Origin of the sequence: Aeromonas mytilicola subsp. aquatica (assembly GCF_044336385.1) — a bacterium.
In the GTDB taxonomy this organism is placed as follows: domain Bacteria; phylum Pseudomonadota; class Gammaproteobacteria; order Enterobacterales; family Aeromonadaceae; genus Aeromonas; species Aeromonas rivipollensis.
In genome coordinates, this window is record NZ_CP172298.1 from 2,941,635 (window position 1) to 2,955,791 (window position 14,157).

Consider the following 14,157-nt stretch of genomic DNA (forward strand, 5'->3'; position numbering starts at 1 on the left):
GAGAAAGTGAAAGAGGCCGCAACTGCGGCCTCTTTGCATTTCTCTGGCGACTAACGGAGCCAGGACTCGCACAGGGTAAGGGTCTGCCTGTCGAGATCCAGTTCGGCCTCGATGCCGAGCGGCACCGTCAGCATGGGGTGAGTGTGGGCACAGTCGAACTCTGCCAGTATGGGGAAGCCGGGCTCCCCCACCACCTCCAGCAGGATATCGAGGGGCCGCTTGCCGCTGCCCTCATCGTCGAAACGTTCATGCTTGCCGAGGATGAGCGCGCCTATGCGGTCGAACACCCCGCACAGCTTGAGGTGGGCAAAGGCCCGCTCCACCGTCTGGGCAGATTTGAGGCTGTCTTCCAGCAGCAGAATATCCCCCTGCTTGATCTGCGGCATAAAGGGGGAGCCCCAGATCCCCGCCAGGGTGTTGAGGTTGCCGCCCATCAGCCGTCCCCGCACCCGGCCGCTGCCCACCGAGACAAGCCGGTTAGGCTGGCACAACTTGGCCCGGCTCTGGTTTTCCCAATCCAGCCGCTCGTCGGTCCAGTGGGTTGGGGTCGGCAGGGTATGAGGTGCGCTGGCCTCCTTCGCCAGACAGATCTGGCGAAAGCCCGCCAGGGTCTCGTCCACCAGCGGCGGGAACTCGCCAAAGGAGGCCACCAGTGCCGGGCCATAGAAGGTAACCAGGCCGGTCTGGGCGTGGATGCCGAGCAGCAGGGCCGTCACATCCGAATAGCCGACGATGATCTTGGGATCCTCTCTCAGCGCCTCGTAGTCCACATTGGGCAACAGGGAGTTTGAGTTGCTGCCGCCAATCACCGACATGATTGCGCGCACCTCTGGATCCCGGATGAGGGCATTGAGCTCGGCGGCCCGCGCCGCTATGGAGCCGGAGCGCCAGTGATCCCGCTCCCCGGTCAGGCTGCCCGCCTTGAGCCTGAAACCTTGCCCTTCCAGAAACGCCCTGGCACGTTCGAACCGCCGGGGAGCCCAGGCGGTGGCCGCGCTGGAGGGAGAGAAGAAGCCTATGGTATCGCCGGGTTTGAGCCCGGCGGGCTTGCGCAGTGCCATGGATGACGCTCGCTCCTGAGAGTCTGGGGGCCGGGATCCCCATGATCCGGCATAAGGCTCCATCCTAATCCAGGTGTTTTCTTCCCAACAAGGGCTGACTGGCACTGGGCAGGCCGTTCTTTGTTTGGAGAAATCAAACGACATAACCAAGTCGGATAGAAAAAGTAAACAATATTCCCGGCTCAGGGCCTCCCCCTCATCCCCGGCCCTTCTCCCGCAAGGGGAGAAGGGGGAATCGCCCCCCATACCATAGGGGTGCCGCGCCCAATAAAAAAGCCGACCTCGGGGTCGGCTTGCTGCAGGCGGCCAGGGGGCAAAGGCGAGCTAGATCACCACGGCGGTGCCGCTGATGCTGACCATCAGCATGCTGCCGTTCTGGCCCACCACCTCGTAGTCGATGTCGATGCCGACCACGGCGTTGGCACCCAGGGCCTGGGCACGCTCCTTGAGCTCCTCGAAGGCGATCTCCCGGGCCCGGGCCAGCTCCTTTTCGTAGGCGCCGGAGCGGCCACCTATGATGTCGCGGATGCCGGCGAACAGGTCCTTGAAGATGTTGGCACCCAGGATGGCTTCACCCACGACTATGCCGCGGTATTCACGAATGGCCTTGCCTTCCAGGGTGGGGGTGGTTGAGAGGATCATGAGGTCTCCTGTGGGTTCAATAGGGTGCGCAGGGCACCGTTGCCGCCATGGTAGCAAGGCGAAGACCAAAGCATAACCCCGCCTTGCCGGGGACAGCGGGGGACGCTGCGCACCCGGAGCTAACAAGTGATTGATTCAGCATCCAAAGTGCCATCTATACTGCCTGTGTCGCGGATCTTTTCCCCCTTTTACAGATGCATCTGGCACTTGCAGGAGGGGGCCGATCCTCAGGATTGATGGGAGAGGGACCTTGATGAAACGAACGCTGCTGCTGTTGCCACTGGCCACCTTGCTGAGTGCCCCCACCGAGGGCGCCGGCCTCTATCTGTACGAAACCGGTACCAATGATCTCGGGCTCGCCTCCGCCGGCATGGCCGCCAGGGCCCAGGATGCCACTGTGCAGCTGGTGAACCCCGCAGGCCTGAGCCACCTGGAGGGGCGCCACCTGACCCTGGGCGGGCAACTGCTCTACGGGGATGTGCCCTACGATCTGGACGATCCCGCCGAGGGAGATGTCGATACCGTCATCGGCTGGTTCCCCGCGGCCTCCGCCTACTACAGCCAGCAACTCGATGAGCGCTGGTCGGCGGGCCTGGCGCTCTATGGCAACTTCGGACTGGGGCTGGATTTTGGCGACTGGGCCGGCAAGCAGCTCATCGAGGAGGCCACCCTGATCGGCCTCACCCTGCAGCCATCCATTGCCTACCGCGTCGACGAGCACTGGTCGCTCGGGGCCGGGGTCGGCATCAACTACGGCCTGTTCGCCCTCACCCGGGAGGGCAGTGGCGGGGAGCAGAAGCAGGACGACAGTGACTGGGCCCTCAATGCCAAGCTGGGGCTGCTCTATGAGTGGAACCCGGGAAGCCGCGTCGGGCTGGGCTATGCCAGCGAGGTGACCTATCACTTCGACATAGGCCGCGACATCACCTTCTCGCGCCCCAATCTGCCCGGGATCAGCGCCACCATCCCCCTCTCCGGCATGGTCAACAGCCCCCAACAGTTGATGGTGAGCGCCTTTCACGCCTTCGCCCACGACTGGGCCATCATGGGCAATCTGGGCTGGCAGGACTGGAGCCGCTACAACGACAACCAGGTCGCCGTCTTTGACCGCACCTCCTCAGAGAAGGGGATCTATCAGGACAGCTACCACCTGGCGGTCGGGCTCCAGCACGATCTGACGCCGCAGTGGACCCTCAATGGCGGCGTGGCCTACGACAGCAGTGCCTATCGGGATCAGAGCCACACCTCCCTGACGGTGCCGAGCGGCAGTGCGCTGCGCCTCGGCACAGGAGTTATCTATGCGTTCAACGCCCAGGAGACCCTGGGGGCCGGTTTTGAGTACATACACATGGAGAGCGCCAGCGTCGATGAAAGATCCCTCTCAGGTCACTATCCCACCCCGGCGCTCTACTTCTTCGCCGTGAACTACGGCAAGCGCTTCTAGGCAGCCCCCTCTTGGACCATAAAAAAGGAGAGGCCTGGCCTCTCCTTGTCGTTTGTCTTGTGCTTGCTACTCAAGGCACAGGCTTAGTGCAGCTTCATGCTCGGGCGCAGCACCCGGTTGATGCGGCCCACCAGCATGATGAGGCCGGTCTTGATGTAGCCGTGCAGGGCGACCTGGTGCATCCGGTAGAGGGAGATGTAGACGATGCGGGCGATGTAACCTTCCACCATCATGGAGCCGCGCATCAGGTTGCCCATCAGGCTGCCCACTGTGGAGAAGCGGCTGAGGGACACCAGGGAGCCGTGGTCGTGGTAGAGGTAGGGCTTCATCTCGCCGCCGTTCATCTTGGCCAGGATGTTCTTGAACGCCTGGGTCGCCATCTGGTGGGCGGACTGGGCGCGGGGCGGCACGAACTTGCCGTCCGGCTGCGGGCAGGCGGCGCAGTCGCCGATGACGAAGATGTTCTCGTCACGGGTGGTCTGCAGTGTCTCTTTGACCACCAGCTGGTTGATGCGGTTGGTCTCGAGGCCGGCGATCTCCTTCATGAAGTCCGGTGCCTTGATGCCGGCGGCCCACACCATGAGGTCTGCTTCAATCAGCTCCCCATCCTTGGTGTGTAGCCCATCGCTAGTGGCTTCGGTGATCATGGTGGCGGTGCGCACGTCCACGCCGAGCTTCACCAGCTCCTGGTGGGCGGAGCCGCTGATGCGCTCAGGCAGCGCAGGCAGTATGCGGGGGCCCGCCTCCACCAGCGTCACCTTGAGGCTGTCGGTGGTGAGGTTCTTGAAGCCGTAGGCATAGAGCTGCTCCACAGCGTTGTAGAGCTCGGCGGAGAGCTCGACGCCGGTGGCGCCGCCACCCACGATGGCGATCTTCACCTTGTCACCGGGCTTGTATTCGGTGGCGAACTGCAGGAAGCGGTTCATCATGCTGTTGTAGAAGCGGTGCGCCTGGGAGGGGCTGTCCAGGAAGATGCAGTGATCCTTGATGCCCTTGGTGTTGAAGTCGTTGGACACAGAACCTATAGCCATCACCAGGATGTCGTAAGCCAGTTCCCGCTCGTTGACCACCAGGGCGCCGCTCTCGTCGTGGATAGGCGCCAGCACGATGCGTTTCTCGTCGCGCTTGATGTCGGTCAGGCTGCCGAGCTGGAATTCGAAGCCGTGGTTCTTGGCGTGGGACTGGTAGCTCAGGGCGTCGATGCCCGCATCCATGGAGCCGGTGGCCACTTCGTGCAGCAGGGGCTTCCACAGGTGGGTGCGGTTGCGATCCACCAGGGTGATCCTGGCCTTGTTCTTCTTGCCCAGCTTGCGGCCCAGGCTGGTCGCGAGCTCGAGACCGCCGGCGCCACCGCCTACAACGACAATATTCATCATGATGATTTTCCTTGGTTCCTCAAAACGAAAGGGAGCCATTGGCTCCCTAAAACGAAATCGGTTGACGTGATGGCTCAGGCTTCTTTGAAGGCCTTCATCCGTTGCAGATGGTGCGAGATGTTCTTGAACTTATGGGTCTCGCGCTCATCCCATACGATGTCGTAATAGTTCTTCAATTCACGTTCAGTGTCCCGATTATCGCGGATTTCATCCTGAACGGAAAGGATGCACAGGCAGTTTCCTGAATTTTTATTACGAAATTCGGTTACACACTTGGTGCCGATGTCATCGTACTCTTCCGGCCTGTCGATCTTGCCCTGCATGTTCTCTTCCGGGTGCAGGTTGGGGTTGAAGACCACCTGTTTGATGCCGCACAGAAAACCGATCCGCTCGCTCCAGTAGCCGCCGAGCCCGACTCCGCAGATGAGGGGCTTGGGGTCTGTGCTCATGTCGAGCTGCTTCTTCACCTCCTTGAGCAGGTGGCTCATGTCGTGGCGGGGGTGAACCGTGCTGTAGTGCACGAAGCGCACATCATCATCGATAAACTGCAACTGCAGCACTTTCTCATGATTGCCGGGGCTGGTGGCATCAAAGCCATGCAGATAGATGATCATGGATAAGACCTCAAGAACTGTGTCGGTTCTATCGAAACTACCCCAGCGAACGGCCGAGGCGCCACCAAAACATCGCACTTTCTTGCTTTGGATCACGCCCCCCGCCGCCGGAAAATCCTTTTTCCACCCCCTTTGGGCGCATTCGGCAGGGGAAAAGGGGCGCCAGGCCCCTGACGAGGCATCCACGGCGCCCCTGCCCACGCCCGGTCTCAGCTCTGGGTCTGCTCGAAACGATCCACCGCCGCCGCCACCAGGGCCAGGCTCCCCTGCCAGAAGGCCGCCTCGCGGATGTCCTGCCCCAGGTGTTTGGCGACCAGATCCTCGGCGCTCATGCAGCCAGTGTCTCGCAGCAGGGCGCGATAGGCCTCGGCCACGTTCGCCTCCCCTGCCCCCTTGCGGCTCATCAGCTGCTGATAGACCCCGAGGCTGAACAGGTAGCCAAAGAGGTAGGGGTAGTTGTAGAAACCGAAGCCCGCGATGGAGAAGTGCGCCTTGGCGGCCCAGAACATGGGGTGATAGCGGCCAAGGCTCTTTTCATACCAGCGCCCCCAGGCCTCGTCGGTGAGCGCCTTGAGCCGGGCCGATGACACATAGCCCTGCTCGCGCTCGGCCACCAGGGCCTGCTCGAAGTCAAAGCGGGCCGGGATATTGACCAGGAAGGTGGCGGCGCCGTCGGCTTCCGCCCAGGCGATGGCCTGGCGCTCCTCGGCGCTTCGGGCCTGCTCGAACAGGGCGCTGCGCACTAGCGTCTCGGCGAAGATGGAGGCGGTCTCGGCCAGGGTCATGGGGTAGCTGCGCTGGCTCATGGGCAAGTCCCGGATGAGCCAGTTGTGCCAGGCGTGCCCCAGCTCGTGAGCGAGGGTGATGACGTTGTCCATGGTGCCGGCATAGGTGATGAAGACCCGCGGCTCCACCGGATCGGCAAACTTGGTGCAGTAAGCCCCGGTGCGCCGGTTCGGGGTGGGGGCGGCGTCAATCCAGCCGCGCTCGGCCATCATGCGGGCGAACGCCCCCATCTCGGGATCGAAACCGGCAAAGGCCAGGGCGATGATCTCGATCGCCTCCTCGAACGGTATGCTGCGGTGGCTGCTCGCCGGGGGCGGCGCGAACAGATCCTCAGGCCCCAGCTCCTCTATGCCAAGGCGCTCGGCCATCAGCCCCAGGGCCCGCTGGCCCAGCCCGCGCGCCTGCCAGGTCTCCCGCATCAGGGTATCCAGGGTCGCCCGCTCGATGTGGCTCTGGTGGCAGGAGAGATCCAGGGCATCCAGGGGCCGCACCCTGCCGCGCTGGCGCGAGAGCTCCAGGCGCCAGCCGTTGAGGGCGTTGAGGATGGCGGCCACCGTCTCCTGCTCCCCCTCCCAGCCGGCGCTGATGGCGTCGAAGGCCTCTTTGCGCTGCGCCCGATCCGGGCTGGAGAGCAGGTTGCTCGCCTCTGCCAGCCCCCGCTCCTGGCCGGCTACCTGCACCCGGATCTTGCCCACCAGATCGTTGTAGAGGTTGCCCCAGGCGTGCAGGCCGTCGGTGCCAAGGCCGATGACCAGCTGCTCCGCCTCCACCGGCAGCCGTTGATCCTGCAAGCGGCGCTCGTGGCGCAGTCGGTACTCCTCCTCCCCGAGCAGGGGATCCTGCATCAGCGCCCCGAACTCGGCCTCGGGCAGCCCCAGCATCAGATCTTCGATGGGCGCCAGCGTCTTGAACAGGTCCGCATTGAGGGCCCGGGCCCGGGAGGCCAGCTGCTTGGCCAGGGGATCCCGGGCATCCTGGCTCCCCGTGCAGGCCGCCAGCACGGCGATGTTCCAACCGATCTCGCGGATACGCCGGGCCCGCAGCCGCACCTCCCGTAAGCCATCCCGCAAGCCATCCCGCAAGCCATCCTGCAGGGTGGCGCCCTGATCAGGCAGCGGGCCCAGGCCGTCGATAAAGACCGCCAGCTCGGCGAGGCTGGCGCGGGCCAGGCTCATGTCCGCTTCCAGTACGCTGCTGTCGAGGGAGGGGTAGATGTGCTGATTTTGCCACTGCTGTGGGTAGACTCGTTGTTGCATCGAACGCTCATTGTCAGAGACGGGTCCGGCCCGTCGTGAAACAGGGGTGGCCCCAGGGCCACGAACAGGAATACCAAGGCTGGCGGCGACACCAGCCGGATCAAACACGGGCGACTACACCAGCCGCTCGAGGCGACTGACCGCCTCCTCCACAGAGCGCAGGCTCTCTTGCCAGAGCTCAGAAGGATTCGCGACGACTCGCAACTACACCAGCCGCTCGAGGCGCACCACAGCGTCCTCGACATAGCGCAGGCTCTCTTGCCAGAAAGCGGGCTCACGAATGTCGACGCCTAAGTGCTTCTCCACCAGGCTCTCGGCGCTCATGCGGCCGGTGTCGGCGAGCAGCGCCCGATAGGCCGGCACGAAGTCGTCACCGACCCGCTCCTTCTGGGCATAGAGCCCCAGGCTGAACAGGTAGCCAAACAGATAGGGGTAGTTATAGAACCCGAGATCGGCGATGGAGAAGTGGCCCTTGCTGGCCCAGAACAGCTCGTCATATTGGCTGAGGCTGTCACCATACCACTGCTGCTTCGCGGATTTCATCATGGCCCTCAGCTGGCCCGCCCCCAGATACCCTTCGGCCCGGCCTGCCACCAGCGCCCGCTCGAAGTGGAAGCGGGAGGGAACGTCGAGCAGCAGGCTCGCGACCCGCTCCCCGTCCATCCAGGCGATGGCCAGGCGCTGTTCGCGGGTCTGTGCACGGGCGAGCAGGGCGTCCCGCACCAGGGTCTCGGCAAACAGCGAGGCGGTCTCGGCCAGCGTCTTGGGGTAGTCGCGCTGCGCCAGTGGCGCGTCCCGCAACAGCCAGCTGTGCCAGGCGTGGCCGAGCTCGTGGGCCAGGGTGATGACGTTGTCCATGGTGCCCTCGAAGGTGAGGAAGACCCGGGGCTCGGCGGGGTCGGCATACTCGGTGCAATAGGCGCCGCTGCGCCTGTTGTCGCTCGGCGCGGCATCTATCCAGCCCCGATCCGCCATCATGCGGGCGAAGTCCCCCATCTCGGGATCGAAGGCGGCGAAGGCATCGGCCACCAGCGTCAGCGCCTGTCCGAAACCAACGCTGGCCTGCGCCCCATAAGGCGCCGGGGCATAGAGATCCCAGGGGGCAAAACCCGTTATCCCCTGGGCACAGGCCATGGCTCGCAGGGTCCGCCTGCCGAGCTCCTTGTGGGCATCCGCCTCCCCCATCAGGGTCTCCAGCGTTCTGCGCTCGATATGACTCTGGTGGCAGGAAACATCCAGGGCATCGAGCCGCCGCCCCTTGCCGCGCTGGGTGGCGAGCTCGTTGCGCCAGCCGTTGATGGCGTTGAGGATGGCGGCCACCGTCTCCTGCTCCCCGGCCCAGGCGGCCTGAATGCCGTGCCAGGCGCTGGCGCGCCGCGCCCTGTCCGGGTGGGCGAGCAGGTTGTCCGCCTGGGCCAGCCCCATGGGCTCCCCCGCAACCTCCGGCCTGAGTCTGGCCACCAGGCTGTCGTAGAGATCCCCCCAGGCTTGCAGGCCGTCCACCGCCAGTCCCTCGATCAGCTGCTCGCTCTCGAGGGAGAGGGCCTGATCCTGCAACCGGCGATCGTGGCGAATGAGGTAGGCCAGCTCGAACAGCTCGGGATCCTGCAGCAGAGCCCGCACCTGATCCTCGGGGGCGTTCAGCCAGAACAGGGCCACCGGCTTGACGAGCTGGGCCAGCCTCGCCTGCAACTGCTGGCCACGGGAGAGCAGCACCCGGGCGGCCTCGTCGCGGCCGTTGCGGCTAAGCCTGTTGTAGGCGAAGGTCTGGCTGTTCCAGGCTTGTGTTCTCACGGCGTTGGCCTGGCGGCGAATGGCCCTAAGCAGGTGGCGCAAGGCGTTGATGTCCCGGGTCTCTGGCAGGCTGGCCAGCAGGTTGGCGATCTCGGTCAGGCCCTCTGCGGCGCGCTGGAAGTCGGCGTCGATGGCCGGGCAATCGGGGGCGGCATAGATGTGATCATCCTGCCAAAGGGTGTTGGTCATAACTGTCCTTGTCTGTTTGCGTCCATGTGGGCGCCCCGCCTCTGTGGGCAGTGGCCGCCAAATAGTACGAAGGGGGCCAGCCCTTGCCTAGCCCCCATTCTGGTCAACAAACAGCAGATCCGGCCTGCGACGCCCCCTGTCGGCAGGGGACGATTCCTGAGCGACCGCCGCTACTACTTCGCGGGGGTCAGCTTGCCCACCAGGGTCATGGCCAGCACCAGCAGCAGACCGGCCACCACTCCCACCAGGGCGCTCAGCAGGGTCGGCGTCACCGCGGCCAGCACGGCGCCCCCAGCCAGGGGGGCCAGACTGGCGGCTACCCCCTCGATGAGGTGATGGGCAAAGGGCCAGCCGTGAACCAAAATGCCGCCCCCCACCATGAACATGGCGATGGTGCCGACCAGGGCCAGCAGGTGCATCAGCCGGGGCGCCGTTACCAAGAGCCCCCGCCCCAGGGCCCGGCGCAGGACGCCGGCATCGGGTTTTTGCAACAGGTGCAGACCTATGTCGTCGAGCTTGACGATCAGCCCCACCAGGCCGTAGACCCCCACCGTCATCAACAGGGCTATGCCCGCCACCACGGCGATCTGCAGGCCGAGGCTGGAGCCCTGCACTGTGCCGAGGGCGATGACGATGATCTCGGCGGAGAGGATGAAGTCGGTGCGAATGGCCCCCTTTATCTTCTGCTGCTCGAAGGCCTCCAGATCGTCCGGGATCGCCTGCGCTGACGAGGCCGCCTCACCGCTGTCGTGGGGCAGGAACTTGTGGGCCAGCTTCTCGGCCCCCTCGAAGCAGAGGTAGGCGCCCCCCAGCATCAGCAAGGGGGTGATGAGCCAGGGGATCAGGGCGCTGATGGCGATGGCGGCGGGCACCAGGATCAGCTTGTTGCGAAACGAGCCCTTGGCCACCTTCCACACCACAGGCAGCTCCCGCTCGGCCCGCACCCCGGAGACCTGCTCCGCGTTGAGGGCGAGATCGTCCCCCAGCACACCGGCGGTCTTCTTGGCCGCCATCTTGGTCATCAGGGCCACGTCATCGAGCACGCTGGCGATATCGTCGAGCAGGGCCAACAAACTGGTTCCGGCCATATCAGGCATTCCTTATATCAGTGGGAAACATCTCACCAGGCAGCACGGCGCGCTTCCTGGTCACCGCCCCGGTCATCAGGGCCAGGTCACCCGGCACGCTGGCAATATCGCCCGGCAGGGCCAACAAACTGGTTCCGGCCATCGGAGGGGGTTCCTTGTTTCAGGCAAAAGATGGCACAGTGTAACGAGAAGCCGCCCTTTCGGCAGCCCCCCATGACAGGGTCAATCGGCCTTGTTTCACCTCAAGGCCTCAGGCCCAAGGAGTTCCCATGCAACCCTGGCAACCTCTGCTCGATTTCTGGTTTGGCGACGACTCAGGCGACGCCCCCCGCGCCGCCCGGCAAGCCCCCCTCTGGTGGGGCAAGAGCCGCGAGACGGACGCGCTGCTGGCGCACCGCTTCGGCGAGCTGGCACAGGCCGCCGCAGAGGGGGAGCTCGCCCACTGGGCCGAGGTGCCGGTGGGCAGGCTGGCGCTGATCCTGCTGCTGGACCAGTTGCCGCGCAATATCCATCGCGCCGTGCCCGCGGCCTTTGCCCAGGATGCCAAGGCCCGGGATCTCTGCCTCAGGGGCCTGTCCCTTGGCGCGGACAAGGCCCTCTCCCCGCTGGCACGGGTCTTCTTCTACCTGCCGCTGGAACATGCGGAGTCCCGGGAGCAGCAGGCCAGAAGCGTGGCTCTGTTCGAGGCACTGGCGGCCGAGCAGGCGGACGGCCCTGCCCGGGAGACCTTCGAGGGATTCGCCGACTTCGCCCGCAGCCATCAGGTGATCATCCAGCGCTTTGGCCGCTTCCCCCATCGCAACGCCATCCTGGGGCGCACCAGCACCCCGGAGGAGACCGAGTTTTTGCAGCAACCGGGCTCCGGCTTCTGAGCAGCTCCGCCAAAGGCGCATAAAAAAACGGGCCCAGTGGGGCCCGTTTTGCATGCAAAGGGTGACAAGGGGCTCAGGCCGCCTCGGCCAGCTCCTCCTCTTTCTTCTGGTAGGCCTGGGGGGAGAGCCCCAGCAGCTCCTGCACGGTGGAAGCCACAGTGATGGAGGAGATGGTGCCCACCAGGATGCCGGCGAACAGGGTGAAGGAGAAGCCGAACAGGGCGTCGCCGCCGAACAGCAGCAGGGCCCCCACGGTGAACAATGTGGTGCCCGAGGTGATCATGGTGCGACTGAAGGTGGCCTTGATGGCCACATCGGAACACTCGTGTATCCCCATCTGGGTGCGCGATCCGAGCAGGTCCCGCAGCCGGTCCGAGATGACGATGCTGTCGTTGAGCGAGTAGCCGATCACCGCCATCAGCCCGGCGATGACGTTGAGGTCGAACTCGATATTGAACAGCGCCAGCAGCCCTAGGGCCACCAAACCGTCGTGCAGCACAGAGACCAGGATGCCGATGGCCTGGCGCCACTCGAAGCGCACCGCGAGATAGGCGGAGATGGCCAGCGACGCCACCAGCACCGCCAGCATCCCCTGCTGGAACAGCTCGGCGCCCACCTGGGGGCCCACTATGGTGGTACGCAGCAGCTCCACCGGCAGGGCGAGTTGCTGCCCCAGCATGGTCGCCAGATCTTCCGCCGCCCAGGGCAGCTCGTGGGGAGGCAGCTTGATGAGCCACTCGCCGGGCACGCCGGCGCCGTGCAGCTCCACAGCTCCGGCCAGGGGGGCGCTCAGCAGTGCGTTGAGTTCGTGGGCCTCCTTCAGGGTCTGGATGCGAAACTCCAGCAGTATGCCGCCGGTGAAGTCGAGCCCAAGGGAGAGCCCGTTGATGGCGAGCACGGCTATGCTCGCCACCGTCAGCAGCACCGAGGCCCACATCCCGATGTAACGCCAGCGGGTCAGGCCCATGGCAATGATCATTCTCAGCATTCTTCTTCCCTCGACAGCAGATGGCTTGGGCTTCCCAACCGGAAGCAAGTGGCGCCGAGCTCGCTCGGACGCGCGGTGCTATGACGCAGGCAATGGGGGTCAGTCATGGTCATACCCTCAGCAGCTTGGCGCGGCTGTTGCCCCACAGGGGGTTGATGATGGCGCGGGTGCCCCAGATGCCGGTCACCATGCTGGAGATGAGCCCCAGGATCAGGGTGATGGAGAAGCCCTGCAGCGGCCCTGAGCCGATGGCGTAGAGCACCACGGCGCAGATGAGCGTCGTGATGTTGGCATCGAAGATGGTGCGAAACGCCGAGCGATAGCCAAAATCGATGGCATTGGCCAACGAGCCCCCCTCCCTCAGCCTGTCCTTGATCCGCTCGAAGATGAGCACATGGGTGTCCACCGCCATGCCCACCGTCAGCACCAGACCGGCGATCCCGGGCAGGGTCAGCACGGCGCCGGGCAGCACCGCCAGCATCCCCACCTGCATCAGCAGGTTGCCGATGAGCGCCGTGATGGCGACCCAGCCGAACTTGCGATACCAGGCCATCATGAACAGCATCATCCCCGCCATGCCGAACGCCAGGGCGGTGAAGCCCGCCTCTATGTTCTGCAGCCCCAGGGTCGGGCCGATTGAGCGCTCCTCCAGGATCTTCAGCGGCGCGGTGAGGGCGCCGGCCCGCAGCAGCATGGCGAGCTCTTGCGCCTCCGGCAGGCTGCCAATCCCTGTGATGCGGAACTGGTTGCCAAGGGCGGTCTGTATGGTGGCGACGTTGATCACCTCGCTTCTGGCCCGCAACTTGCCCTCGGCGTTGGTCTTGTACTCGGTGAAGACGGTGGCCATGGGCTTGCCCACGTGCTGGCGGCTGAACTGGTTCATCTTGCTGCCACCCAGGGTGTCGAGCACTATGTTGACCTGGGGCTGACCCATCTCCCCCATGTTGGCGCGGGCATCGACTATGTGCTCGCCGCTCAGCACCGGCTTGCGGGCCAGACCGACCGCCTGGCCGTTGCGATCCGCCATGAAGAAGCGGCTGTCGGCCTTGGCCTCGTAGAAGGCCAGGGATGCGGTGGCGCCTATCACCTCTTTCGCCTGCTTGGGGTTGTGCACCCCGGGCAGCTCGATGCGGATGCCGTCCTGACCCTGACGCTGGACCGAGGCCTCGACGATGCCGAGCTCGTTGATCCGTTTCTTGAGGATCGACAGGTTCTGGGTCACGGCGTTGTTCACCAGCAGGGTGCGCTCTGCGTCGCTCAGCACCAGCTTGAGCTCATTGCCGGAGCGGGAGAGCTTCCACTGATCCTGACGGGTGCCGGCGCTCTCCTTGATGATAGTGAGCCAGCCCTCCTGCCCGTCGACGTCCGGCAGGGTGACGGCCAGGGCCCCCTGGGCGGTGCGCATCACGCTGGCGCCGCGCAGGTTGGCCTCACGGAAGCGGGTGCGCAGGGTATCCACCAGGTTCTTGGTCTGGTTGTCGATGACAAAGTCCACATCGACCCCGATCAGCAGCTGGGAGCCGCCGCGCAAGTCCAGCCCGAGCTTGATGGGATCGGCGCCGAGCTGGCTTATCCAGGTCGGGGCATTGGAGTGAAACTCCAGGGTGAGGGCCGCACTGTCCACCCCCTGCTGCTCCAGCAACTGCTTGGCCCGCTGCTGCTCGGCCTGGGTGGCAAACACCAGCTCGATCCGCTCCTTCTGCTCGATCTGCTTCTGGGGCGCTATCTGGTGCTCCTGCAGCAGGCGCTGCTGCGCCCCGCTCAGGCGGGTCTGGCCATGGAGGCCCAGGGAGGGCTGCTCACCGAAGAAGGTGGGCAGGGAATAGAAGGTGAAGGTGACCAGCATCAGCAGCAGCAGGGCGTACTGCCACGGGCTCATGCGGTTCAGTATGGTATGACTCTTTTTTCTCATGAAATCGGCCTCTGTCAGGCGATGGCAAGGGCGACGCCGGGTCGCACCGTGCAAAAAAATGAAACAAGACAGCCTAGCCGTTCACTAAAAGTGAACAGCAACAGAGAGAAGATGAGGCAACAGCAGGCAGACTGA

The 14,157-nt window shown here is 64.6% G+C and carries 12 protein-coding genes; 2 read left to right on the forward strand and 10 right to left on the reverse strand.

The window, feature by feature from the left end; all coding sequences use genetic code 11:
• Positions 1–50: 50 nt before the first annotated feature.
• The gene (locus ACFWHB_RS13405) at positions 51–1,061 is read right to left on the reverse strand and encodes a S66 family peptidase (RefSeq protein WP_395948636.1); all 1,011 of its coding nucleotides are present in this window, start codon (positions 1,059–1,061) and stop codon (positions 51–53) included.
• 324 nt (positions 1,062–1,385) lie between these two features.
• Complete coding sequence (locus ACFWHB_RS13410) at positions 1,386–1,703, reverse strand: heavy metal-binding domain-containing protein (RefSeq protein WP_025326589.1); 318 nt, start codon at positions 1,701–1,703, stop codon at positions 1,386–1,388.
• A gap of 253 nt (positions 1,704–1,956) precedes the next feature.
• Here ACFWHB_RS13410 and ACFWHB_RS13415 point away from each other — a divergent pair, with 253 nt between their 5' ends.
• The gene (locus ACFWHB_RS13415) at positions 1,957–3,147 is read left to right on the forward strand and encodes an OmpP1/FadL family transporter (RefSeq protein ID WP_163137333.1); all 1,191 of its coding nucleotides are present in this window, start codon (positions 1,957–1,959) and stop codon (positions 3,145–3,147) included.
• 83 nt (positions 3,148–3,230) lie between these two features.
• Here ACFWHB_RS13415 and ACFWHB_RS13420 read toward each other — a convergent pair whose 3' ends face one another.
• The 6 genes from ACFWHB_RS13420 to ACFWHB_RS13445 form a co-directional block, all read right to left on the reverse strand.
• Positions 3,231–4,523, reverse strand: coding sequence for an NAD(P)/FAD-dependent oxidoreductase (locus tag ACFWHB_RS13420; RefSeq protein WP_395948637.1), 1,293 nt, complete (start codon positions 4,521–4,523; stop codon positions 3,231–3,233).
• 74 nt (positions 4,524–4,597) lie between these two features.
• Positions 4,598–5,137, reverse strand: a complete 540-nt coding sequence (gene ycfP / locus ACFWHB_RS13425; protein WP_163137317.1) for an alpha/beta hydrolase YcfP — start codon at positions 5,135–5,137, stop codon at positions 4,598–4,600.
• Between the two features lie 209 nt (positions 5,138–5,346).
• Positions 5,347–7,179: a M3 family oligoendopeptidase gene (locus ACFWHB_RS13430; RefSeq protein ID WP_395948638.1), complete on the reverse strand. Its 1,833-nt coding sequence runs from the start codon at positions 7,177–7,179 to the stop codon at positions 5,347–5,349.
• Positions 7,180–7,383: 204 nt separating this feature from the next.
• Entirely contained in the window at positions 7,384–9,162 is a 1,779-nt protein-coding gene (locus ACFWHB_RS13435; RefSeq protein ID WP_395948639.1) for a M3 family oligoendopeptidase, read from the reverse strand.
• A 173-nt stretch (positions 9,163–9,335) separates the two neighbouring features.
• Positions 9,336–10,250 (reverse strand): DUF808 domain-containing protein, encoded by a 915-nt coding sequence (locus ACFWHB_RS13440; protein WP_163149148.1) that lies wholly within the window; start codon positions 10,248–10,250, stop codon positions 9,336–9,338.
• Between the two features lies 1 nt (position 10,251).
• The gene (locus ACFWHB_RS13445) at positions 10,252–10,392 is read right to left on the reverse strand and encodes a hypothetical protein (protein WP_395948640.1); all 141 of its coding nucleotides are present in this window, start codon (positions 10,390–10,392) and stop codon (positions 10,252–10,254) included.
• 127 nt (positions 10,393–10,519) lie between these two features.
• Between ACFWHB_RS13445 and ACFWHB_RS13450 the strand changes: the two genes are divergently transcribed.
• Entirely contained in the window at positions 10,520–11,122 is a 603-nt protein-coding gene (locus tag ACFWHB_RS13450) for a DUF924 family protein (RefSeq protein WP_395948641.1), read from the forward strand.
• Positions 11,123–11,195: 73 nt separating this feature from the next.
• Here ACFWHB_RS13450 and secF read toward each other — a convergent pair whose 3' ends face one another.
• Both secF and secD read right to left on the reverse strand, forming a co-directional pair.
• Positions 11,196–12,110, reverse strand: a complete 915-nt coding sequence (secF, locus tag ACFWHB_RS13455; RefSeq protein ID WP_290028601.1) for a protein translocase subunit SecF — start codon at positions 12,108–12,110, stop codon at positions 11,196–11,198.
• A gap of 109 nt (positions 12,111–12,219) precedes the next feature.
• Positions 12,220–14,022 (reverse strand): protein translocase subunit SecD, encoded by a 1,803-nt coding sequence (gene secD / locus ACFWHB_RS13460; protein WP_168234815.1) that lies wholly within the window; start codon positions 14,020–14,022, stop codon positions 12,220–12,222.
• Between the last annotated feature and the right edge of the window lie 135 nt (positions 14,023–14,157).

Bases quoted from the DNA above. Each gene is read 5' to 3' on its own strand.
- ACFWHB_RS13405 (WP_395948636.1), bottom strand. From the start codon at position 1,061: ATGGCACTGCGCAAGCCCGCCGGGCTCAAACCCGGCGATACCATAGGC.
- ACFWHB_RS13410 (WP_025326589.1), bottom strand. From the start codon at position 1,703: ATGATCCTCTCAACCACCCCCACCCTGGAAGGCAAGGCCATTCGTGAA.
- ACFWHB_RS13415 (WP_163137333.1), top strand. From the start codon at position 1,957: ATGAAACGAACGCTGCTGCTGTTGCCACTGGCCACCTTGCTGAGTGCC.
- ACFWHB_RS13420 (WP_395948637.1), bottom strand. From the start codon at position 4,523: ATGATGAATATTGTCGTTGTAGGCGGTGGCGCCGGCGGTCTCGAGCTC.
- ycfP (WP_163137317.1), bottom strand. From the start codon at position 5,137: ATGATCATCTATCTGCATGGCTTTGATGCCACCAGCCCCGGCAATCAT.
- ACFWHB_RS13430 (WP_395948638.1), bottom strand. From the start codon at position 7,179: ATGCAACAACGAGTCTACCCACAGCAGTGGCAAAATCAGCACATCTAC.
- ACFWHB_RS13435 (WP_395948639.1), bottom strand. From the start codon at position 9,162: ATGACCAACACCCTTTGGCAGGATGATCACATCTATGCCGCCCCCGAT.
- ACFWHB_RS13440 (WP_163149148.1), bottom strand. From the start codon at position 10,250: ATGGCCGGAACCAGTTTGTTGGCCCTGCTCGACGATATCGCCAGCGTG.
- ACFWHB_RS13445 (WP_395948640.1), bottom strand. From the start codon at position 10,392: ATGGCCGGAACCAGTTTGTTGGCCCTGCCGGGCGATATTGCCAGCGTG.
- ACFWHB_RS13450 (WP_395948641.1), top strand. From the start codon at position 10,520: ATGCAACCCTGGCAACCTCTGCTCGATTTCTGGTTTGGCGACGACTCA.
- secF (WP_290028601.1), bottom strand. From the start codon at position 12,110: ATGCTGAGAATGATCATTGCCATGGGCCTGACCCGCTGGCGTTACATC.
- secD (WP_168234815.1), bottom strand. From the start codon at position 14,022: ATGAGAAAAAAGAGTCATACCATACTGAACCGCATGAGCCCGTGGCAG.